Genomic DNA, 21,092 nt, shown 5'->3' with positions numbered 1-21,092 from the left:
GTTCCGGCGCATCGTGCCGACCAACGGTCGGCACCCACCACGCTAGCGGGACGACCGGAAGTTGTTGCGCAGGCCGTTCCAGCACTGCTGGTAGTCGCCCTGGCGGTGGCCGGCGGCCAGTGCCTGTGCGGTCGGGTGGATCACCGCGCGGGTCTCGAACATGAAGGCCATCGTGTCCTTGATCACATCGGCCTTGGAAAGGTCGGCATTGGACGCCTTGTCGAAGGTCGGTGCATCCGGGCCGTGGCCGCTCATGCAGTTGTGCAGCGACGCGCCGCCCGGCACGAAGCCTTCGGCCTTGGCATCGTAGGCGCCATGCACCAGGCCCATGAACTCGCTGGCGATGTTGCGGTGGAACCACGGCGGACGGAAGGTGTTCTGCGCCACCAGCCAGCGCGGCGGGAAGATCGCGAAGTCCATGTTGCTGGTGCCCGGGGTGTCGCTGGGCGAATGCAGCACCAGGAAGATCGACGGATCCGGGTGGTCGAAGCTGACCGAACCGATGGTGTTGAAGCGACGCAGGTCGTAGCGGTACGGCGCGTAATTGCCGTGCCAGGCCACCACGTCCAGCGGTGAATGGTCGATCGGTGCACGCCACAGGCGGCCTTCGAACTTGGCGATCAGTTCGAAGTCGCCATCCACATCCTCGAACGCCGCATGCGGGGTTTCGAAGTCGCGCGGATTGGCCAGGCCGTTGGATCCGATCGGGCCGAGGTCGGGCAGCTTCAGCAGCGCACCGTAGTTCTCGCAGATGTAGCCACGGCTCGGGCCATCGGGCAGTTCAACGCGGAAGCGCACGCCGCGCGGGATCACCGCGATCTGCTGCGGCTCGATCTCGATCACGCCCAGCTCGGTCAGCAGGCGCAGCGCGCCCAGCTGCGGCACGATCAGCAGCTCGCCGTCGGCGTCGTAGAAGTAGCGGCCGACCATGTCGCGGTTGGCAGCGTACAGGTGGATGCCCACGCCGGCATGCGCATCGGGCGAGCCGTTGCCACCCATCGTGTACAGGCCTTCGACAAAATCTGTCGGCAGCTCCGGCAGCGGCAGCGGGCTCCAGCGCAGCTGGTTTGGCGAGGCCGGCTGAGCGCCGAAATCACACTGCAGCTGCGACTGCGCGAAGGGGGTGAACTCGCCATGGGCCACCGCCGGGCGGATCCGGTACAGCCAGCTGCGGCGGTTGCTGCCGCGCGGCGCAGTGAAGGCGGTGCCGGTCAACTGTTCGGCGTACAGGCCGTGGGCCACCTTCTGCGGTGAGTTCTGTCCGACCGGCAGCGCGCCGGCGACGGCCTCGGTGGCGAATTCGTTGCCGAAGCCGGACTGGTAGCCGCGGGCGGTGATGGCGGGGGACATGGGAACTCCAGAGATTGCCGGCCAGCGGCCGGAACTACCATTCGGACAGGCAATGTCGACCGGAAGCCGACATTGCCTGCAGACCTTACAGCACGCCGCGTCGGATCTGGTCGCGCTCGATGCTCTCGAACAGCGCGGTGAAGTTGCCTTCGCCGAAGCCTTCGTTGCCCTTGCGCTGGATGATCTCGAAGAAGATCGGGCCGATGCAGTTCTGGGTGAAGATCTGCAGCAGCTTGCGCTGGTGGGTTTCCGGATCGGCATCGATCAGGATCTTGTTCTTGGCCAGGCGCGGCACGTCTTCACCGTGGTTCGGCACGCGCTGGTCGATCACCTCGAAGTAGGTCTCCGGCGTATCCAGGAAGTCCACGCCCTGCGCGCGCATTGCTTCGACGGTCTCGTAGATGTTCTCGGTGAAGCAGGCGATGTGCTGGATGCCCTCGCCCTTGTACGCGTCCAGGTACTCGTTGATCTGGCTCTTCGGGTCCGAAGATTCGTTCAGCGGAATGCGCACGATGCCATCGGGCGCGGTCATCGCCTTGGACACCAGGCCGGTCTTCAGGCCCTTGATGTCGAAGTAGCGGATCTCGCGGAAGTTGAACAGGCGCTCGTAGTAATCCGACCACTGCTGCATGTTGCCGAAGTACAGGTTGTGGGTAAGGTGGTCGATGAAGGTCAGGCCGAAGCCCACCGGGTGCAGGTCGGCGCCGGCGATCGGCTCGTAGTCGCCGTCGTAGATGCTGCCGGCCGCGCCGTAGCGGTCGACCAGGTACAGCATGCAATCGCCGATGCCCTTGATGACCGGGGCGCTGACCGCCTTGCTGTCCGCCTTGAAGGCGATGGCTTCGGCACCGTTGCCCAGCGCGGTCTGGTAGACCTCCTGGCCCGGCTTCTTGAAGCGGATGGCGAAGCCGCACGCGCACGGACCGTGCTTCTCGGCGAAGTCGGCGGCGAACGAATCGGGGTCTTCATTGACCAGGAAGTTGACGTCGCCCTGGCGATAGACGGTAATCGGACGCTGCTTGTGCTTGAGCACCGCGCTGAAGCCCATCTTCCGGAAGTACTCGTGCAGCTCCTGGCCACGGCCGGCCGGGGCGGCGAATTCGACGAACTCGAAGCCGTCGATGCCCATCGGGTTCTCGAAGGTGGTGACCTGCATGCCGGGGTTGGGGTGCGAGGCGGTCGGGACTGCGGTATTCATGGCGTGGCTCCGAATCGGTACCGCATCGGTACAAACCAGGTGCGGGCAGGTAGGGACCCGGCGAGAATGCAGGGTCTGGACCCACCCCTTATAGTTACACTTGAAACCACCAGCAAGGTGCACCGCAACATGAGCCCCGATCCCGCCTCGACCCGCCTGCGTGCCTCGCACGTCCTGCTCGACCTGGAACAGTTCCTGCCGTACCGGCTGAGCGTGCTGTCCAACCGGGTCAGCGGCAACATCGCCAAGCTATACGGCGATCGTTACGGTCTGGCGATCCCCGAGTGGCGGGTCATCACCATCCTGGCGCTGTACCCGGGTTCCTCGGCCAGCGAGGTCTCCGACCGCACGGCGATGGACAAGGTGGCGGTCAGCCGCGCCGTGGCCCGCCTGCTGGAGCGCGGCTTCATCAAGCGCGAGACCCACGGCGATGACCGCCGCCGCTCGGTGCTGGCGCTGTCCGCGGCCGGCTTCGAGGTGTACGAGACCATCGCACCGATGGTGATCGAGATCACCCGCAAGCTGATGTCGGTGCTGAGCGAGGAGGAGGAACAGCTGCTGGAAAAGCTGATCCTGCGCCTGGCCGGTGACGGCCTGGAGCGGATGGGCGAAGGCGTCTGAAAGAAAAAGGGGAAGGAGGGGATTAAGTCGTAATGAGTACAGGTGTGCCTGAAACGACTTAATCCCCTCCGTCCCCTTTTTTCAGCTCAGGTGCTTGCGCCGCGCGTGGATCCACGGCACCGCCAGCGCCGCGATGGCACCACCGGCGAAGCCAAGTGATGCAGCAACCGTGGCCGCCTCGACCGCACCGGGCAGCGCCAGCGCCGCCGCCACCAGCAGCAGCGACGGCAGGCCGACGAAGGTGCCCAGGAAGAAATGCCAACGCGGTGACCAGGTGTTGAGCTGCAGCAGGCTGACCGGTTGCCAGGCTTCGGATGCGGCCTCTTCGGCGATCTTCGCCACGGCCTTGCCCAGATCCACTTCCGGCAGCGCGCGCCCCTGCCGTGCGGTTGCCAACAGCTCGGCCACGGCCTCCACAGGCGGGAAACTGGACGGCCACGCGACCGGCGCCGGCACGCCATACGCGGTCAGCAGCGGCACGCTCAGCCACGGCGCCACCAGCGGGCGCATGCGACGGCGACCATGCACGCACCAGATCTGCGACTGGCCGTGCGCGGTGACGCTGTACAGCGCCAGTTCGTTGGCCGGCGGGTAGCCGAGCATGGTCACCCGTGCCGCCAGGCTGTCCTGGCCCATCGCGCGCAGGAAACCGGGGCGGCTACGCCCCTCCTGCATCCACGCCAGGCCGAGTGCACCCACCAGATAGGCCTCGGCCACGTCCTTGCTGCCGGCGGTGGCGCGTTCGTCGCTAGCCAGGTACCAGGCCAACGATTTCGGTTCGGCGACATCGTCCAGGCCCCAGCGGCTGTCGTCACCCAGCACATGGCGCACCGGCAGGCGCGCCGGCGCGGTTTCGCCACGTTCGCCGGGTTGCAGGAACGGCAGCACGCCCTGGATGAAGGTGGACAGTTCAATCGCGCGCACGCCATGGCCCTGCCACTCCGGTGGCAGCAGCCCGGCCAGCTGGCCATCGGCGGCCAGTGCATCGAGCCGCGATTTCTGCTCGACCAGTTTCTGCACCGCACCCTTCAGCACCACGTTATCGGGCAGCGCGATCTGCGGCAGGCGATGGCGCGGCGGTGCCAGGTCGACGTTGGCCTCGCCGGTACCGGCGTCATCCAGCAGCGCCTCCTGCGGCGGCAGGGTCACGCCCTCGCCTGCTCCACCCTCGGCCAGCTCACTGGCGGGTCCGGGCAATCGTTCGGCGTGGTCGCTGTGCATGGGCGTTCCGGAAGGTTGCATCGACGGGATGTCGACTGAGGTCCTTGCCGGTAACGGCGAGCGCGTTGCGATATTGAGATGCCGATTCCGGGAATGTGACCGCAACCACAGTAGATCCACGCCATGCGTGGATGCACTTCTGTGCCGACCAACGGTCGGCCCCCACCGGGGATGGCGGTCAGCGGTCGGCATCCGCCGGGGTTGGCGGTCAGCGGTCGGCACTCCCCTATTCCGGTTTGTCGGGTGCCCACTGCTTGAGGAACGCGCTCACCCGCGCAGGCTGGAACGCCTCGCCCCTGCGCAGCTCAGCGGTCGCCTGCGACACCAGCAGGCCACCATCGGCGTCCAGCACCAGCAGATGCGGATAGTCGCGTTCCATCACCGGGAACTGGGCAAGGAACGCGGTGTTGGGCTGCTCGTCGCTGGCGTTGACCTTCACCCACACGTAGTGGGCATCGCGGAAGCGACGCAGGTCGCCGTTGCCTTCCACCACATCGTCCAGCGCCCGGCAGCGCTCACAGGCGGCGTTGCCGATCTCCAGCAGGATGCGCTTCTTGCCCCGCTGGGCTTCCACCTTGGCGGTGGCCAGGTCATCGGCGGGGTTGCGGGCCGGGTCGAACTGCGCACCGAGCCCGGCGATGGCGGCGATGTCCGCCGCCACCGGGGTGTTGCCCGAGGCCACCGGTTCGCTGGGGTCAGCGACCGGTGGCTCGGTGGGTCGGGTATCCAGGGGCTGCGTGGGCTCGGCGGTCGCAGGTGGTTGCGGTTGGGAACAGGCGCCTATCAGCGCCGCACAGACCACCACTACCGCAGTACCGAGCTTGCTACGCATGCCTTCTACCCTCTCATCATCATTTGACGCCGTGCATCAGCTTGTTGATCAGCGGGGCGATCAGGAACAGCACCACGCCGGAGCCGATCAGGGCCCAGAACCCGAAGGTATACCCCTTCAGGGCCGACTCGACCGTCATGCCGCCTTCACCACTGACCACGCCAGCGAAGATGCCCGACAGGTTGTTGCCGATGCCGGTGGACAGGAACCAGCCACCCATGCCGAAGCCGACCAGGCGCACCGGGGCCAGCTTGGTCACCATCGACAGGCCGATCGGCGACAGGCACAGCTCACCCACCGACTGGATGACGTAGACCATGAACAGGGTCCAGAACGGGATCTTGCCGTCCACCACCATCTGCGACAGGGCGAACATCAGCAGCGCGAAGGCGGCGCCGTTGAACAGCAGGCCCAGGCCGAACTTGCGCGGGATGGACGGATTGGCGCGGCCCATGGCGACCCAGATCCAGGCGATCACCGGGGCAAGGGTGATGATCGCCACCGAGTTGACCGACTGGAACCACGCGGTCGGGAAGGTCCAGCTGCCGAACTGGCGGTTGACGATGTTCTCGGCCAGGAAGGTGAACGAGCTGCCGGCCTGCTCGAAGAACATCCAGAACATCACGTTGAAGGCGAAGATGATCAGCATGGCGATCACGCGGTCGCGCTGCACCTTGCCTTCGCGGATGCCCTCGACCAGCAGCAGGACGGCCAGCGCGGTGAACATCGCACCCAGGATCCAGGCCAGCGCGGTCGCGCCGGTGGCCAGCAGGAAGTACGCGACCGGGATGGCGACCACGGCACCGGCCAGCACCATGATGATGCGGCCGAACCCTTCAGCGCCGGCCGGCGGTGCACCGATGCCCTTCAGGCCGGCACGACCGATGTAGAACCACACCAGCGAGATCAGCATGCCCACGCCGGAGGCGATGAACACGACCTTGTAGGACGGCATCGCATCGGTACCGAACACCTTGCGGGCCAGGTACTCGGTCAGCACCGGGGCGATCATCGCGCCGATGTTGATGCCCATGTAGAAGATGGTGAAGCCCGAATCGCGGCGCTCGTCCTTCAGCCCGTACAGCTTGCCGACCATGGTCGAGATGTTGGGCTTGAACAGGCCGTTGCCGACGATGATCGTGGCCAGGCCGAGCTTGAAGATGTGCTCCTGCGGCAGCGAGATCATGAACAGGCCGGCGGCCATGATGATCGCGCCGGTCAGGATCGAGCGCTGGTAGCCCAGTACCCGGTCGGCCACGTAGCCACCGAAGATCGCCGCGGCGTACACCAGGGCCAGGTAGGCGCCATAGATGCGGCTGGCGTCGCCTTCACCGGCAGCGCTGCCGTTGTAGAACTGGGCGACGATGTACAGCACCAAGGCCCAGCGGATGCCGTAGAACGCAAAGCGTTCCCAGAACTCGGTCATGAACAGCATCCACAACGGGCGCGGGTGGCCCAGCGTGGTCTTGAAGTCCGGCAGCGCCGGCTCTGGGGTGTTCGCAGTGGCGTTTACGCTCATGCGGATTTCCTGGTTCGGTGGATGACGAGCACGTCCGCTGTGCAGTTGAAGCAACGCGCGAGGATCACCGACTTCTGGCGTTCACGTCAAATACACGCCGTTTGAGGCAGGTGGCAGCCTGCTCCCTGAACTTGCATCTGAAACGATCCAGCCGCCGGCTGGGATCCAAGCTGAATGGGGATCAACCCAGCGCTGTCGGGGGCGCGGCCTGCAGGCTGGTGCGCACCTGGAACAGCTCGGGGAAGAAGGTCAGCTCCAGTGCCTTGGCCAGGAAGCCCACGCCGGACGAGCCACCGGTGCCGCGCTTGAAGCCGATCACCCGCATCACCGTGCGCATGTGGCGGAAGCGCCACAGCTGGAAGGCGGTCTCCAGGTCCACCAGGTCCTCGCACAGCGCGTACTCGCGCCAGTAGCGGTCGGTGTCCTGGTAGATGCGTTCGAAGACCGGCTGCAATGCGTCGTCGGCCACGTGCGGCTGGGTCCAGTCGTGGGCCTCGTAGACCGCCGGCACGGCATGGCCGAAGCGGGCCAGGTACTTCAGGAACTCCTCGTACAGGCTCGGCGCCTCCAGCACGGTGCGCAGCTGCGCCTGCCCGGCCGGGTCATGCTCGAACACCTGCAGCATCTGCGCGTTCTTGTTGCCCAGCAGGAACTCGATGTAGCGGTACTGCAGCGACTGGAAGCCCGAAGACGGGCCCAGCACGTCGCGGAAGCCCATGTACTCGGACGGGGTCAGCGTTTCCAGCACCGACCACTGCTCGGTCAGCTGGCGCAGCACCTGCTTGCTGCGCGCCAGCACCTTGCGGCACTGCCAGACTTCATCGCGCTGCAGGAAGCCGATTGCGGCACGCAGCTCATGGCCCAGCAGCTTCAGCCACAGCTCCGAGGTCTGGTGCTGGATGATGAAGAGCATCTCGTCATGGTGCGGCGGGCTGGACAGCGGCTGCTGCGCGCTGAGCAGCTGGTCCAGCCGCAGGTAGCCGCCGTAGGTCAGGCGTCCCTGCAGGTCGGTGTGGATGCCGGCTTCGAGATCGCGTTGGTTGTTGTCGACGGACATGGGCGGGACCAGATCGGGGGCGGCAAGGGTAGCGCGTTGCCGCCGCGCTGGCAGCCGCCGGGTCCATACCGGAGCGTGCGGTTGGCCGTGGAGCATCGGCCGATCCCGGGCCTGCGCGTGGAACCGTCCAGGCCGTTGTACTGGCGGTCAGCCAGAGGCGTATTCTGATGCTTTGCAGCAACGACTGAATACGTTGTTGTTATTGGCCCCCCACCCGCCGGCAGGGGTAAAACGGGGAATCCCCGTGTTGCGGCGCAGGAAGGCTATTCCGTACGCGTTCCTTAACATGGCGATTCATATCATTTGTAACTTCTCTGTCGAAGGTGCAGTACGCAATGACGGTTGCCGCTGAATTCAAGATCGAATACCTGCAGTACCTGGACACGGACGGCACGCTCGTCCGTGACGACCTGCCCGCGTCGCTGCGCGACCCCAAGGTCCTGGTACCGCTGTTCAAGCAGATGCTGTTCGTACGCACGTTCGACAGCAAATCCATCGCGCTGCAGCGCACCGGCAAGCTGGGCACCTATGCCGCCTGCCTGGGCCATGAAGCCGCGCACGTGGGTATCGGCGCGGCGATGCAGAAGGACGACGTGTTCGCGCCTTCGTACCGCGAGTATGGCGCGATGTTCATGCGTGGCGTGCGCCCGCACGACGTGCTGATGTACTGGGGCGGCGACGAACGCGGCAACGATTACGGCGGCAATGCGGCCAAGGACTTCCCGTTCTGCGTGCCGATCTCCACCCAGTGCCTGCATGCCGCAGGCGCGGCGCTGAAGTTCAAGCTCAACAAGGAACCGCAGATCGCGGTGGCGGTGTGCGGCGACGGCGGCAGCTCCAAGACCGACTTCTACGCAGCACTGAATTCGGCCGGCGCCTACAAGCTCCCGCTGATCCTGTGCATCGTCAACAACGGCTGGGCCATCTCGGTCCCGCGTTCGGCCCAGACCGGTGCCGAAACACTGGCGCAGAAGGGCCTGGCCGGCGGCCTGCACTGCCTGCAGGTGGATGGCAATGACCTCATCGCGGTGCTGGCGGCCATGGAGCAGGCGCGCGAACGTGCGCTGGCCGGCGACGGCGGCACCGTGCTGGAACTGATGACCTACCGCCTGTCCGACCACACCACCGCCGACGACGCGCGCCGCTACCGCGACGACGCCGAAGTGAAGGATGCCTGGCAGCGCGAGCCGATGCTGCGCCTGCGCAAGTACCTGATCAACGCCGGTGTGTGGAGCGAGGACGAGGAAAGCGCCTGGGTCGCCGAGTGCGGCACGCGCGTGGACGAGGAAGTGAACCTGTACCTCAACACGCCGGTGCAGCCGGTCGAGGCCATGTTCGACTTCCTGTATGCCGATCCGCCGCCGGACCTGCTGGCCCAGCGTGCCCAGGCGATCGCCCTGGAGAAGCGCCATGGATGAGATCAAGAACGGCGCGCCCGGCGCGCACACCAACGCCGCCGACAGCGCTGCGGTCGCGCGCGGAGAAGAGAGCATGACCACCACCCCGATCACCCTCATCGAAGCCATCACCCAGGCGCTGGCCTGGGAGCTGGAACACGACCCGTCGGTGCTGGTGCTGGGCGAAGACGTGGGCGTCAACGGCGGCGTGTTCCGCGCCACTGCCGGTCTGCAGCAGCGCTTCGGCTCGGACCGCATCCTCGACACCCCGCTGGATGAAACCACCATCGCCGGCCTGACGATTGGTCTTGCCGCGCAGGGCATGAAGCCGGTGGCCGAAGCCCAGTTCGATGGCTTCATGTACCCGATGGTCGACCATATCGTCTGCCACGCCGCGCGCCTGCGTTACCGCACGCGTGGCCGCCTGCACTGCCCGATGGTGCTGCGCGTGCCGTGGGGCGGTGGCATCCGCGCGCCGGAACACCACAGCGAAGCCAACGAGGCGATCTTCACCAACGTGCCGGGCCTGCGCGTGGTGCTGCCGTCGTCGCCGCAGCGCGCCTACGGCCTGCTGCTGGCCGCGATCCGCGAGCCGGATCCGGTGATCTACATGGAGCCCAAGCGCATCTACCGCCAGTACAAGGAAGTGGTCGTCAACGACGGCGAAGCCTTGCCGCTGGACGTCTGCTTCGTGCTGCGCGACGGCACCGACGTGACCCTGGTGACCTGGGGCGCGCAGGTGAAGGAAGCGCTGGAAGCGGCCGACAAGCTGGCCGGCGAAGGCATCAGTGCCGAAGTCATCGACGTGGCCACGCTGCGTCCGCTGGACTTCGCCACCATCGCCGAATCGGTGGCCAAGACCGGCCGCTGCGTGATCGTGCAGGAGGCCCCGAAGACCGCGGGCTTCGGCGCCGAGATCGCCGCGCGCCTGGCCGAGGAATCGATCTACGACCTGCTGGCGCCGGTCGAACGCGTCACTGGCTACGACACCCACATTCCGCTGTTCCGCCTGGAAATGAAGTACCTGCCGAGCGTTGAGCGGATCGTGGCTGCAGCCAAGCGCGCGGTGGCGGCCGGCTGACATGCGGGCCCGCCTTCTGGGGGCTTACCGCAGCCAGTATCCCAACCCGCTCCGGTTCCACACCGGCCAGATCGTCGAAGTAGGTGTCCGTGACGAGGAATGGCCGGCGTTTGCCTGGGTACGCACCAACGATGGGCGCGCTGGCTGGGCGCCCATCGCTTGGTTGCAGCTGCTGGACGAGGGTCGCGCCGAAGCCCTGTGCGACTACGACGCCCGCGAGCTGGATGTGGAAAGTGGCGAGATGGTGAAGCTTCATCACGAACACGGTGGGTGGTGGTGGTCCGAGCGCGCCAATGGCGCGACGGGCTGGCTGCCGGCCCGCGAACTGGAACTGCTGGAAGAGAACTGCAAATGAGCCAGACCAAGAACTTCAACCTGCCCGACCTGGGCGAAGGCCTGCCGGACGCGACCATCGTCGAGTGGTTCGTCAAGGAAGGCGATGTGATCAAGCTGGACGAGCCGCTGGTCTCGATGGAGACCGCCAAGGCCGTGGTGGAAGTACCCTCGCCGTTCTCCGGCAAGGTGCTGAAGCTGTCCGGCGGCGCCGGCGACATCATCCCGACCGGCTCGGTGCTGGCCAGCTTCGAACTGGACCCGAACCTGCCGCAGCGCGCTGATGGCCAGGACACCGGCCACAGCCATGGTCACGCTGCGCCGGCCGCGCCGGCTGCCGCACCGACCCCGCCGCCGCTGCCGGCTGCGCCGGTCGCCGCGGAACAAGCCAAGCCCTCCGCAGCCGAGCGCGATGACGCCGGTACCGTGGTCGGCGCCATGCAGAGCTCCAATGCTGTGCATGCCGAACAGGCACTGGCCGTCGGTGGCGTCAAGGCCGTGCCGGCCGTGCGTGCGATGGCGCGCAAGCTGGGCGTGGACCTGAGCCGCGTGGCCGCTACCGGCACCGATGGCGCGGTCACCATGGCCGACGTCAAGCAGGCCGCCGCCAACGGCACCGCCAAGCTCGGCGCCGCTCCGGCACCGGTCGCTGCCGCCGCGTATGCCGCGCCGGCCCCGGCGCAGGTGTCTGCCCCGGTGCAGAGCGAAGCGCGCACCCCGCTGTCTGCCGCCGGCAAGCCGATGCGCACCCAGCCGCCGGGCGTGGTCGCCAAGGGCCAGCCGGAACCGCTGAAGGGCGTGCGCCGCAACATGGCCCGCGTGATGGCCGACGCGCACAGCAAGGTCGTGCCGACCACGCTGAACGACGACGCCGACATCCACGCCTGGCTGCCGGGCAACGACGTTACCGCGCGCCTGGTGCGTTCGATCGTGGTCGCCGCGCAGAAGGTGCCGGCGATGAACGCCTGGTTCGACGGCGAAGCGCTGACCCGCACCCTGCACGCGCAGGTGGACATCGGCATCGCCGTGGACACCGACGACGGCCTGTTCGTGCCGGCCCTGCGCAATGCCGACATGCTCGACGCACGCGGCATCCGCGAGGGCGTCAACCGCCTGCGCGAGCAGGTGGAATCGCGTTCGATCGCTGCCTCGGAACTGAGCGGCTACACCATCTCGCTGTCCAACTTCGGGATGTTCGCCGGTCGTTACGCAACCCCGGTCGTGGTGCCGCCGTGCGTGGCCATCGTCGGTGCCGGCCGTGCCCGCCACCAGATGACCCCGGTGATGGGCGGCGTGGAAGCGCACAAGGTGATCCCGCTGTCGGTCACCTTCGACCACCGCGCGGCTACGGGTGGTGAAGCCGCCCGCTTCCTGCGCGCGATGATGGACGACCTGGCGCTGGCCAGCTGATCGGCCACCTGACCGGTAGGTGCCAACCGTTGGTTGGCACATGAACTGGAAAAACGCCGGGCACAGCCCGGCGTTTTTTGTGCCTGCTCCGTCGCGCTCCATCCACGCATGGCGTGGATCTACACAATGCGGGCGATCAATCGCGCGCGACCAAGCCCTCGGCACGGCTGTAGACCCGCAGGCGGTGGCCATCAGGATCTGCCCCGACAAAGGTATGGCCGAACTCCAGCGTCACCGGCGCCTGCAGGATCTCCACACCAAGAGCGCGCCACGCATCGTGCATCTGCTGCACGGCGTCGGGGTTGGCCACCACCATTGCCAGTTCGGCGGCGCCTGCCTGCGCGAACACCGGCGGTTGCACGTCGTCGCGCTGCCACAGGCCCAGTGCGGCGCCATCGCCGAGCAGGAACAGGGCGAAGCCGGGCGACTGCTCGACCGGCGGCTTGCCGAGGATGCCGCTGTAGAAGGTGGCGCTGGCGGCGACGTCGCGCACGTACTGCAGCAGGGTGCTGGGCTTGAACATGGGGAAGCTCCGTTGTTGGGAGCGATCATGGTGGTACGGCCCTGCTGACAGATTCTGTCAGTAGAGTCGACTGCCGGTAGAGTCGACCGTCGGTAGAGTCGACTGTTAGTCGACTGCTCTTCCTTCAATGCGCTTGAAACCCCGCGCTGCGCGCGATAGTCGACTAACAGTCGACTCTACCCCGCCGCCCGCTCCCCGCTGTTGCTCTGGCTACGAACGGTCCAACCAGTCCGGCGCGATGCCCTGCGCCTTCTGCCAGCGCCGCAGCAGGGTGGCGCGCGGCACGCGGTAGCGGTCCTCCAGCACACGCACCTGACGGATGCGATCCAGCCGGAAGTGGCGGAAATCCTCGCGGTGCTCGCACCACGCCGCCAGCATCGGCACCTCATCGAAGTAGCCCAGCGCGAACGGCCAGACGACGCGCACGCTGCGCTGGCCGTGCGCATCCTCGTAAGCGAACTTCAGGCGCTGCTGCGATCCCACGGCTTCGCGCACGGCCTGCAGGCGTGCAGCCGGCACCTTGGCCGCAGCACGCGATGGGCCAACGCGCAGGCCGCTGTCACGCAGGGCCTCGCGGCGCGCCACGGGCAATACGTGCGCGATGCGCGCCAGGGCGTCACGTGCAGCCTCGGCCAGCGCCGGCTCGGTGCGCGCCGCGACCCAACGCAGTCCCAGCACCAGCGCGTCGATCTCGGCCGGTGGCAGGGTCATCGGCGGCAGGGTATCGCTGGGTGCCAGCTGGTAGCCGACGCCGGCCTCGCCACGCAGGTCGGCGCCCTGCTCGCGCAGGGTCTCGATATCGCGGTATAGCGTGCGCAGGCTGATGCCCAGCGCTTCGGCCAGCGCCTGCCCGGCCACCGGCCGTCGATGACGGCGCAGCAGCTGCAGCAGCTGGGTCAGGCGCAGCGCTCGCGACATCAGCCGACCAGCCTGCTCGACGCCACCACGTGCTCGCCCGGCTGCGGGGCCAGCGCAGCCTCGACCAGCGCCCTGGCAATTTCGCTGGCCGGGTTGATCCGCCATGCCCGTGGCAACACCGGCCCCAGTGCACCCAGCACCGTCAGTGCCAGGCGTTCGCCGCGGCGAACCTCGTTGCGCTCGCCACCGATCAGTCCTGGGCGGACCAGGGTCAACGAATTGAAGCCCAGCGCACGCAGATCACGCTCCAGCTCGCCCTTCACCCGGCTGTAGAAGATCGACGACTGTGGGTTGGCGCCGGCTGCGGAATTCAGCACATAGGTCTGCGCCCCCTGTGCTTTTGCCAGGCGTGCGAACGCCAGCGGGTAGTCATGATCGATGCGATGGAAGGCCTCGCGGCTGCCGGCCTGGGCGATGGTGCTGCCCAGTGCGCAGATGACCGCGTCCACGCGCGCCCATTCTGGCGAAGTGGGCAGCGCGTCGAAGGCCAGCACCGGGTTCTCGAGCTTCCCGTGAGTTACACCCAACGGACGGCGAGTGGGCGCCACCACGGCGCTGCAGCGCGGGTCGTCCAGCAGCCTGGACAGGGTCAGCCCACCGACCAGGCCGGTCGCCCCCAGCAACATCACGCGCATCAGCACCTCCACTGCGGCATCCTGTCGCCCATCCTAGCCGTTCAAGCCGTCGGCGGCCGCGCCGATATGCTGGAACCAGTCCCTGCCAGCCCCAGGATTCGCTCCATGACGGACCAGCCCGACCACCGCCCTGCCTCCGGTACCGCCCTTGGGCCGCCGGCACGCGTGCGCGCGGTGGTGGACGATGGGCTGGGTGACCGCGTGGTGCTGCAGGGCGGCGGTGGCGTGGCCCTGCAGCAGCTGTTCTCAGGCGCCGACGCGCCGGAACCGCTGCTGGCGGCGTTCGCCAACGGCATGGCCACCCTGCCGGGCGAGCTGGGCGACATGGGCGACCGCCTGCAGTCGGCACAGGCCAGCGCCGATTGGCCGCGCTATGGGCGCGCGATGCGGCAGCTGATCGACAAGTACATCCGCACCATCGAACAGCATTCCCCAGACGGGCAGCCGGAAAGCCTGCGCCTGTCCGAGCAGCTGCGGCTGCTGCTGGGCGGTGCGGTGGTGGCCCTGCTGCAGCACGACCCGGACCTGCGCGAACAGGCGCAGGCCCTGGCCACGCGCCTCCGCCAGTGGCAGCCGGGTACCGCACTGGAGCCGATCGAACAAGGAGTGCGCGAACTCGGCCACCAGGTCGGTGTGCGTGCCGAGAGCTGGCAGGAGCAGCAGGCGCTGCTGCTGGAGCTGTTCGCGCTGCTGCTGGAGAACGTCAGCGAGCTGCTGGATGACCGCAGCTGGCTGCAGGGCCAGATCGCGGCAGTACGCCAGCTGCTGGACGGGCCGTTGGAAGCGGAAGCGGTCGAGCGCACCCGCGCCGAGTTGCGCGAAGTGATCTACAAGCAGGGCCTGCTGCGCCAGGGCATTGATGATTCGAAGGCCGCGATGCGCGGACTGATGGGCGAGTTCATCGAACGCATGGATGGCATGGCCACCAGCACCGGTGAATACCACGACCGCATCGGCAGCTACGCCCTGCAGCTGCGCGAGGCACGCAGCATCGCCGACCTCAACCAGCTGCTGCAGGAGGTGATGCGCGATACCGGCAAGGTGCAGCAGCAGGCCGCGCAGGCCCGCGATCACCTGGCCAGCGCGCGGCAGGAAGTGGAACGCGCAGAGCAGCGCATTGCCGAGCTGGAGCAGGAACTGCGTGCTGCCGGTGACCTGGCGCGTATCGATCCGCTGACCCAGGCACTGAACCGCCGCGGCCTGGACGAACTGCTCCAGCGTGAACTGGCGCGTGCCATGCGCAACAACTCGCCGCTGGGCGTGGCGGTGATCGATCTGGATGATTTCCACCTGACCAACGAGGCGCACGGTCACGCTGGTGGCGATGCGTTGCTGCAGCACCTGGTGGCCGTGTGCAAGCTGCTGCTGCGCGCCACCGACGGCATCGCACGGTTGGGCGGCGACGAGTTCGTTCTGGTACTGCCGGAAACCCAGGGCGCCGACAGCATGGCCACCGTGCAGCGCCTGCAACGTTCACTGTCGCACCGCGTGCTGACCGTGCAGGACCGGCGCGTGCCGGTGCATTTCAGCGCCGGGCTGGCGCAATGGCAACCCGGTGACGATACCGAGACCCTGCTGCGCCGCGCCGATGACGCGCTGTATGCGGCCAAGCGGCAAGGCAAGAACCGGGTGCAGGCGGGCTGATGATCCAGCGTGCAGACGGTGTAGCGCCCGAGCCCATGCTCGGGCGGCGGCGCGCAGCGCCGTAGAGCAGCCGAGCGTGGGCTAGGCTCTACAGATCATTTCCCGCGCAGCTTCTGGAACCCGGTCACCGCCGCCAGCACGATGGCGCCGGCGATGATGCCGACCACCATGTTGGCCGCAGCACTGATCAGCCAGCCCCACTGCCCTTCACCGCCCAGCGCCTGCACCGCGTGGTGCAGCGCCGGCACGTTGTGCACCAGGATGCCGCCGCCGACCAGGAACATGGCGATGGTGCCAGCCACCGACAGGAACTTCATCAGCCACGGCGCCGAGGCCACCAGGCCGCGACCGAAGGCGGCCAAAGCCCCACCCTTGCGCGACAGGTACAGGCCGACGTCATCAAGCTTCACGATGCCCGCCACCAGCCCATAGACGAAGACCGTCATTGCCAGTGCAACCACGGCCAGCGTGACCAGCTGGTTGGTGAACGGTGCGGTGGCGACCACCCCCAGCGTCAGCACGATGATCTCGGCCGAAAGGATGAAGTCGGTGCGGATCGCGCCCTTCACCTTGTCCTTCTCCCACGCCACCATGTCCACCTGCGTATCGGCCAGCGCCTTGCGCCGTTCGGCCTGATGCTCGGCGTCGTCCTCAGCTGAGTGCAGGAAGCGGTGCGCCAGCTTCTCCACGCCTTCAAAACAGAGGAAGGCACCACCGATCATCATCAGCGGCACGATCAGCGGCACGTTCCAGCCGCGGCTGCGCAGCCAGGCCTCCAGGGCGCTGATCGCCAGTGCTGCCGGTACCAGGATCACCTTGTTGACCAGCGAGCCCTTGGCCACCGCCCACACCACCGGCAGTTCACGGTTGGCGTTGACTCCGGTCACCTGCTGCGCGTTCAGCGCCAGGTCGTCGCCCAGCACGCCGGCGGTTTTCTTCGCCGCGACCTTGGTCAGGACCGAGACATCGTCGAGGAGGGTGGCGATATCGTCGAGCAGGGCGAACAGGCTGGCACCGGCCATGGGAAGTCCAGAGAGGGAATGAGCGGATTCTGACCGATCCGGTGTGGACTGCGGAAGACGTCGGATTCACCGCGTGCCCACCGCCCCCCGGCGACACTGCGGAATCCGGACATTGCCGGCCCGTGGCCGGCGCTACCTGTCTTCGTCGCATGGGAGTTCCGCTTGAGCAATCCGCCCACCGCCAATGGCAATCCTCCGCTGGTCAAAGGCATGAACCGGCGCAGCCAGATCCTGCGCCTGCTGATGCGCTATCGCCATTCAGGGGTGTTCTCGGGAATGAACCTGGATGCCGCGGGCAATCCGGCCGACGTACCGGCAGATGGCAACCCGGAACAGTTCGTCAGCGATCTGGAAGCGCTGGGCCCGACCTTCGTCAAGCTGGGCCAGATGCTGTCCACGCGCCCGGACATGGTGCCGGTAGAGTTCGCCACGGCGCTGGAGCGCATGCAGGAAAAGGTAGCGCCGATTCCCGTCGAGCGCATCCACGCCATCATCGAGCAGGAGCTGGGCGTAGGGGTGAACAAACTGTTTGCCGCGTTCGACCCCGAGCCGCTGGGCTGCGCATCGATCGCGCAGGTGCATCGGGCCGTGCTGCACGACGGAAGCCAGGTGGCGGTGAAGGTGCAGAAGCCTGAAGTGGCCGCACAACTTCGCTCGGACCTGGAGGCGCTGCGCAGCTTCGCGCTGGCCGCCGACCACCTGACCCAGGTGGGCCGCCGCGTGCGCCTGCGCGACTGGCTCAACGAGTTCGCCAAGACCCTGATGCAGGAGCTGGACTACCACGCCGAGGCCGAGAACCTGGCCCGTTTCGGCCGGCATCTGAAGCCGTTCCGCCGCCTGTGGATTCCGCAGCCGCTGTGGGACTACAGCAGCCAGCGCGTGCTGACCATGGAACTGGCCACCGGCGTGCGCGTGGATGCGATTCCCGATGTGCGCCGCACCGAACAATCGATGGACCCGCTGGCGGCGGCGCTGATCCGCGGCTACCTGGACCAGATCTTCGTGCACGGCGAGATCCACGCCGACCCGCACCCCGGCAACCTGCGGGTGATGCCCGATGGACGGCTGGCGATCTTCGACCTGGGCATGGTTGCGCACATGCCGCCGCGCCTGCGCGAGCGCTTGCTGAAGATCCTGTTCGCAGCGGTCGATGGCCGTGGCGAGGAAGTGGCTGACGACCTGATCAGCATCAGCACGCGGCTGGAGGCGTTCGACGAGGAACGTTATCTGCGCGAGACCGGCCAGTTGATCGCGCGTTACGCCGCCAGCGGCACGTTCTCCGAAGGCCGCGTGGTGCTGGACATGGTGCGCATCGCCACCGCCTGCGGCCTGCGCACGCCGCCGGAACTGAGCCTGCTCGGCAAGGCCCTGCTCAACCTGGAAACCGTGTGCCGGCTGCTGGCGCCAGAGCTGGACACGCGCCGCATCGTCGAGCGCCAGCTGCAGCATGTGATGCGTGCGCGCCTGAAAAAATCACTGTCCGCAGCCAACATCGCCAGCGAGGCGATGGAGCTGCAGCAGCTGCTGCGCGATGGGCCGCGCAAGCTGTCGGACATCATGGCGCTGCTGGCCGAGAACCGTCTGCAGATGAAGGTGACGGGCCTGGAAGAATCGCGGCTGATGGAGAACCTGCAGAAGATCGCCAACCGCGTGGCGGCCGGCATCATCAGCGCGGCATTGATCATGGCCGCCGCGATGATGATGAAGATCGACACCGGCTGGCACCTGTTCGGCTATCCGCTCATCGCCCTGATTCTGTTGTTCATCGGCGTGGTGCTCGGCCTTGGCATCGTAACCAGTGCATTGCTGTTCGACCGTCGTGCGCGGGCACGCGAAGAACGCGGGCATCGCTAGCGAATCGGGGAAAAACACGTATTCATGCGGTTTTTAATGTAATCCAACGAAGCCTTTCACGCTTGTTTTACCTTCTGAGCGCGATTGCGCGCGCGTCATTTCAACAAACATTTCAGTCAGGTTCGTGCATGCACTATCGGGTCATCGGCCTGTCACATGCATGTGCTTGCGGCAGCGCCGGTCGGATGGACACGCGTCGGTACGACGTCCATCACCACCACCCCGTCACTGCCGAAGCTGCCTATGCTCTGGATACTGCTGCTGTCGTTGTTGCTGCTGTGCTGGTTGTTCCTCGCGTCCGAGAAATGGGTGTGGTGGAAGGCCAGTGCGTTCTCGCTGCTGCTGCTCATGCTCAGCGCATGGTGGCTGATCGACAAGCTGTCCGGTGATGGGCTCAACGCTGCCACCCTTTACCACCTCGGCGCCGACATGGAAGGCGCCGGTGTCTCCGACTTCAAGGGCTACATCGCCGGCTTCATCGTGCTGGCGCTGGTCTCGCTGCTGCCGCTGTTCGCCACGCGGGTGAAGCGCTGGCGCCGGCCCGGCCACGGTGGCGCGCTGTTCGCGGGCTTCGCGGCCGTGTGGGTGGCCACGATCATGATCAGCCCGCTGGCCCGCGACGGCCAACGCCTGTACCAGCAGCTGCGCCCGGTCGACTTCTCCCGCATCGCCCCCGAGTATCAAGTACCGACGCAGCCCTTGCAGCGCCCACGCAACATCGTCTGGATCTACGGCGAGAGCCTGGAGCGCACCTACCTGGACGAGAACGTGTTCCCAGGCCTGATGCCCAATCTCAACCGCCTGGCCACGAAGTCGCTGGACGTGCGCGGCCTTGCCTCGGCCGAAGGCAGCGGCTGGACCATCGCCGGTCTGGTGTCGTCGATGTGCGGCGTGCCGCTGACCACCTCGCAGGGCGATGAAAACAGCATGGACCGGATGGGCAGCTTCCTGCCCAAGGCAGTGTGCCTGGGCGACTACCTGAAGCAGCAGGGCTATACCAACCATTACCTGGGCGGAGCCAACGGCCAGTTCGCCGGCAAGGGCCAGTTCCTGGCCAGCCACGGTTTTGACGAAGTGCATGACCTCGCCTGGTTCAAGCAGCAGAAAAAGATCGGTCGCATCCACTACTCGGCCTGGGGCGTGCACGACGACGTGCTGCTGGATACCGCCTACCAGCGCTTCGAACAGCTCTCGCGCGCCGGCTCGCCGTTCATGCTCACCACGCTCACCATGGACACCCACCACCCGGCGGGCCACCTGCCGGTGTCGTGCAAGGGCGAGCGCTACCAGAGCCAGTACGGCAACATCAACATGCTCAACGCGCTCAAATGCAGTGACCGGCTGATCTCGCAGCTGGTCGAACGCATCCAGGCCAGCCCGTACGGCAAGGACACGCTGATCGTGATCGCCTCCGACCACCTGGCGATGCCCAACGATCTGACCCACATCCTGACCCGGCAGAAGCGCGAGAACCTGCTGCTGTTCCTGGGCGATGGCATTACGCCGCAGCAGCTCAGCGCCGACGCCGGCACCACGCTGGATTCGGGTGCGACTCTGCTCAGCCTGCTGGACCCGAACCTGAAGACGATGGGCTTCGGCCGTTCACTGATCGACCCGCAACGCGCGCCCAGCGCCAGTGTGGCCGCGCGACGCGACCAGGGTCGCGACTACCCGCAGTATCTGGCGTTCGCCCGTTCGCTGTGGCTGGGTGAACCTACGCGTGAACTGAAGATCGACGGCGACGACCAGGTGGTGGTCGGCCTGCAGCACGTGCAGCCACCGGTGCTGCTCGAGTACGACAAGGACTGGGGTTTGAAGTCGGTCTACCTGGAGAACACCTCGCGCCAGTTCGATGACGCGGATCCGGACAACACGCTGGCCTATGTTGATCGCTGCACCGCGTTCGAGGACGGCTCGGCCGACGGCGACTGGTGTGCGCTGCTGGTCAACCGCGACAACGGCATCAAGCTGTACCGCGACAACGACCTGCGTGCCGGCATCGCCGTGGATGCGCCGCTGGATGCGTTCCAGGGACCGCGACCGAGCGTGCGCCAGGCGCACATGATCACCCAGAAGGGCCGCCGTACCCGTGCCGGCCAGTACATGTTGCAGCTGGTGGCGAGCACGCGCCCGGATCGCGGCTTCTGGATCGAAGCAGTGTCGTCGCAGCGCAAGGTGGTGCTGGCCCAGCAGTGGGTGCAGCCCGATGCCGACGGCAAGATCAACGTGACGTTCGGGCTGGACCACGAAGTGGATGATCTGGAGATCCGCGCGTGGTTGAACCATGCCGAGAAGTTGGCGGTGGATACGTTCGCACTGGTGCCGTCGCGCAGCCGACCGCGAGGGTAGGGTTCTTTGCAGGGCTGCGCCCTGCACCCGCTACAAACCGGGGCAACGGCAACAGCAACAGCGTGCATTCCGTGGGATGGCGGGGCGGTGTCGGAGTGCGGGGACGCCGTAAATCCGTCCCTGGAGGA

General features: G+C 66.8%; 17 protein-coding genes and 1 pseudogene. 8 read left to right on the top strand and 10 right to left on the bottom strand.

Translation table 11 applies throughout. The features are described 5' to 3' along the window. Window positions 1–42: 42 nt before the first annotated feature. Both hmgA and hppD read right to left on the bottom strand, forming a co-directional pair. Window positions 43–1,350, bottom strand: coding sequence for a homogentisate 1,2-dioxygenase (hmgA, locus tag ACTXG9_RS11540; RefSeq protein ID WP_155030231.1), 1,308 nt, complete (start codon window positions 1,348–1,350; stop codon window positions 43–45). Window positions 1,351–1,435: 85 nt separating this feature from the next. Further along, window positions 1,436–2,548 carry a 4-hydroxyphenylpyruvate dioxygenase gene (hppD, locus tag ACTXG9_RS11535; protein WP_021202657.1) on the bottom strand — a complete coding sequence of 371 codons (1,113 nt, stop codon included), beginning with the start codon at window positions 2,546–2,548 and terminating at the stop codon, window positions 1,436–1,438. A 129-nt stretch (window positions 2,549–2,677) separates the two neighbouring features. On the opposite strand from hppD, the gene ACTXG9_RS11530 reads away from it, so the two are divergent. Further along, a complete protein-coding gene (locus ACTXG9_RS11530) occupies window positions 2,678–3,169 on the top strand; it encodes a MarR family winged helix-turn-helix transcriptional regulator (RefSeq protein WP_026347199.1) in 492 nt (163 codons plus the stop codon). An 81-nt stretch (window positions 3,170–3,250) separates the two neighbouring features. Here ACTXG9_RS11530 and ACTXG9_RS11525 read toward each other — a convergent pair whose 3' ends face one another. The 4 genes from ACTXG9_RS11525 to ACTXG9_RS11510 all read right to left on the bottom strand — a co-directional run bounded on the left by ACTXG9_RS11525 (window position 3,251) and on the right by ACTXG9_RS11510 (window position 7,798). Continuing rightward, the gene (locus ACTXG9_RS11525) at window positions 3,251–4,390 is read right to left on the bottom strand and encodes a hypothetical protein (protein ID WP_227852528.1); all 1,140 of its coding nucleotides are present in this window, start codon (window positions 4,388–4,390) and stop codon (window positions 3,251–3,253) included. A 226-nt stretch (window positions 4,391–4,616) separates the two neighbouring features. Next, complete coding sequence (locus tag ACTXG9_RS11520) at window positions 4,617–5,222, bottom strand: thioredoxin family protein (RefSeq protein WP_019661528.1); 606 nt, start codon at window positions 5,220–5,222, stop codon at window positions 4,617–4,619. 19 nt (window positions 5,223–5,241) lie between these two features. After that, window positions 5,242–6,741: a peptide MFS transporter gene (locus ACTXG9_RS11515; RefSeq protein ID WP_005419890.1), complete on the bottom strand. Its 1,500-nt coding sequence runs from the start codon at window positions 6,739–6,741 to the stop codon at window positions 5,242–5,244. 181 nt (window positions 6,742–6,922) lie between these two features. After that, entirely contained in the window at window positions 6,923–7,798 is an 876-nt protein-coding gene (locus ACTXG9_RS11510; protein ID WP_010482684.1) for a tryptophan 2,3-dioxygenase, read from the bottom strand. Between the two features lie 335 nt (window positions 7,799–8,133). On the opposite strand from ACTXG9_RS11510, the gene pdhA reads away from it, so the two are divergent. The 4 genes from pdhA to ACTXG9_RS11490 are packed head-to-tail and all read left to right on the top strand — an operon-like array spanning window position 8,134 to window position 12,019. Beyond that, on the top strand, window positions 8,134–9,216 hold the full coding sequence (pdhA, locus tag ACTXG9_RS11505; RefSeq protein WP_021202655.1) for a pyruvate dehydrogenase (acetyl-transferring) E1 component subunit alpha: 1,083 nt from the start codon (window positions 8,134–8,136) through the stop codon (window positions 9,214–9,216). Next, window positions 9,209–10,276, top strand: a complete 1,068-nt coding sequence (locus ACTXG9_RS11500; protein ID WP_005414714.1) for an alpha-ketoacid dehydrogenase subunit beta — start codon at window positions 9,209–9,211, stop codon at window positions 10,274–10,276. Before pdhA ends, ACTXG9_RS11500 begins: the two co-directional genes overlap by 8 nt. 1 nt (window position 10,277) lies before the next feature. Then, a complete protein-coding gene (locus ACTXG9_RS11495; RefSeq protein WP_005411349.1) occupies window positions 10,278–10,631 on the top strand; it encodes an SH3 domain-containing protein in 354 nt (117 codons plus the stop codon). Beyond that, a complete protein-coding gene (locus ACTXG9_RS11490) occupies window positions 10,628–12,019 on the top strand; it encodes a dihydrolipoamide acetyltransferase family protein (protein ID WP_456115784.1) in 1,392 nt (463 codons plus the stop codon). Before ACTXG9_RS11495 ends, ACTXG9_RS11490 begins: the two co-directional genes overlap by 4 nt. A 136-nt stretch (window positions 12,020–12,155) precedes the next feature. Here ACTXG9_RS11490 and ACTXG9_RS11485 read toward each other — a convergent pair whose 3' ends face one another. The 3 genes from ACTXG9_RS11485 to ACTXG9_RS11475 all read right to left on the bottom strand — a co-directional run bounded on the left by ACTXG9_RS11485 (window position 12,156) and on the right by ACTXG9_RS11475 (window position 14,095). Then, window positions 12,156–12,542, bottom strand: coding sequence for a VOC family protein (locus tag ACTXG9_RS11485; RefSeq protein WP_456115785.1), 387 nt, complete (start codon window positions 12,540–12,542; stop codon window positions 12,156–12,158). Between the two features lie 210 nt (window positions 12,543–12,752). Continuing rightward, window positions 12,753–13,460 carry a helix-turn-helix transcriptional regulator gene (locus ACTXG9_RS11480; protein WP_164144966.1) on the bottom strand — a complete coding sequence of 236 codons (708 nt, stop codon included), beginning with the start codon at window positions 13,458–13,460 and terminating at the stop codon, window positions 12,753–12,755. Continuing rightward, the gene (locus ACTXG9_RS11475) at window positions 13,460–14,095 is read right to left on the bottom strand and encodes an NAD-dependent dehydratase (protein ID WP_456115786.1); all 636 of its coding nucleotides are present in this window, start codon (window positions 14,093–14,095) and stop codon (window positions 13,460–13,462) included. Before ACTXG9_RS11475 ends, ACTXG9_RS11480 begins: the two co-directional genes overlap by 1 nt. Before the next feature lie 105 nt (window positions 14,096–14,200). Here ACTXG9_RS11475 and ACTXG9_RS11470 point away from each other — a divergent pair, with 105 nt between their 5' ends. Beyond that, window positions 14,201–15,739, top strand: coding sequence for a diguanylate cyclase domain-containing protein (locus tag ACTXG9_RS11470; protein WP_456115787.1), 1,539 nt, complete (start codon window positions 14,201–14,203; stop codon window positions 15,737–15,739). Window positions 15,740–15,834: 95 nt separating this feature from the next. On the opposite strand, the gene ACTXG9_RS11465 is transcribed toward ACTXG9_RS11470, so the two are convergent. Then, complete coding sequence (locus tag ACTXG9_RS11465; protein ID WP_021202649.1) at window positions 15,835–16,761, bottom strand: DUF808 domain-containing protein; 927 nt, start codon at window positions 16,759–16,761, stop codon at window positions 15,835–15,837. Between the two features lie 207 nt (window positions 16,762–16,968). On the opposite strand from ACTXG9_RS11465, the pseudogene ACTXG9_RS11460 reads away from it, so the two are divergent. Then, a pseudogene (locus ACTXG9_RS11460) lies at window positions 16,969–18,615 on the top strand (ABC1 kinase family protein); the annotation flags it as partial. Between the two features lie 243 nt (window positions 18,616–18,858). Further along, window positions 18,859–20,964, top strand: coding sequence for a phosphoglycerol transferase I (locus ACTXG9_RS11455; protein WP_134732432.1), 2,106 nt, complete (start codon window positions 18,859–18,861; stop codon window positions 20,962–20,964). Window positions 20,965–21,092: the final 128 nt, after the last annotated feature.

Source organism: Stenotrophomonas maltophilia group sp. LNF247 (assembly GCF_054083135.1).
Note: the sequence above shows the minus strand (reverse complement) of the source record. Positions and strands in the feature narration are given on the sequence as shown.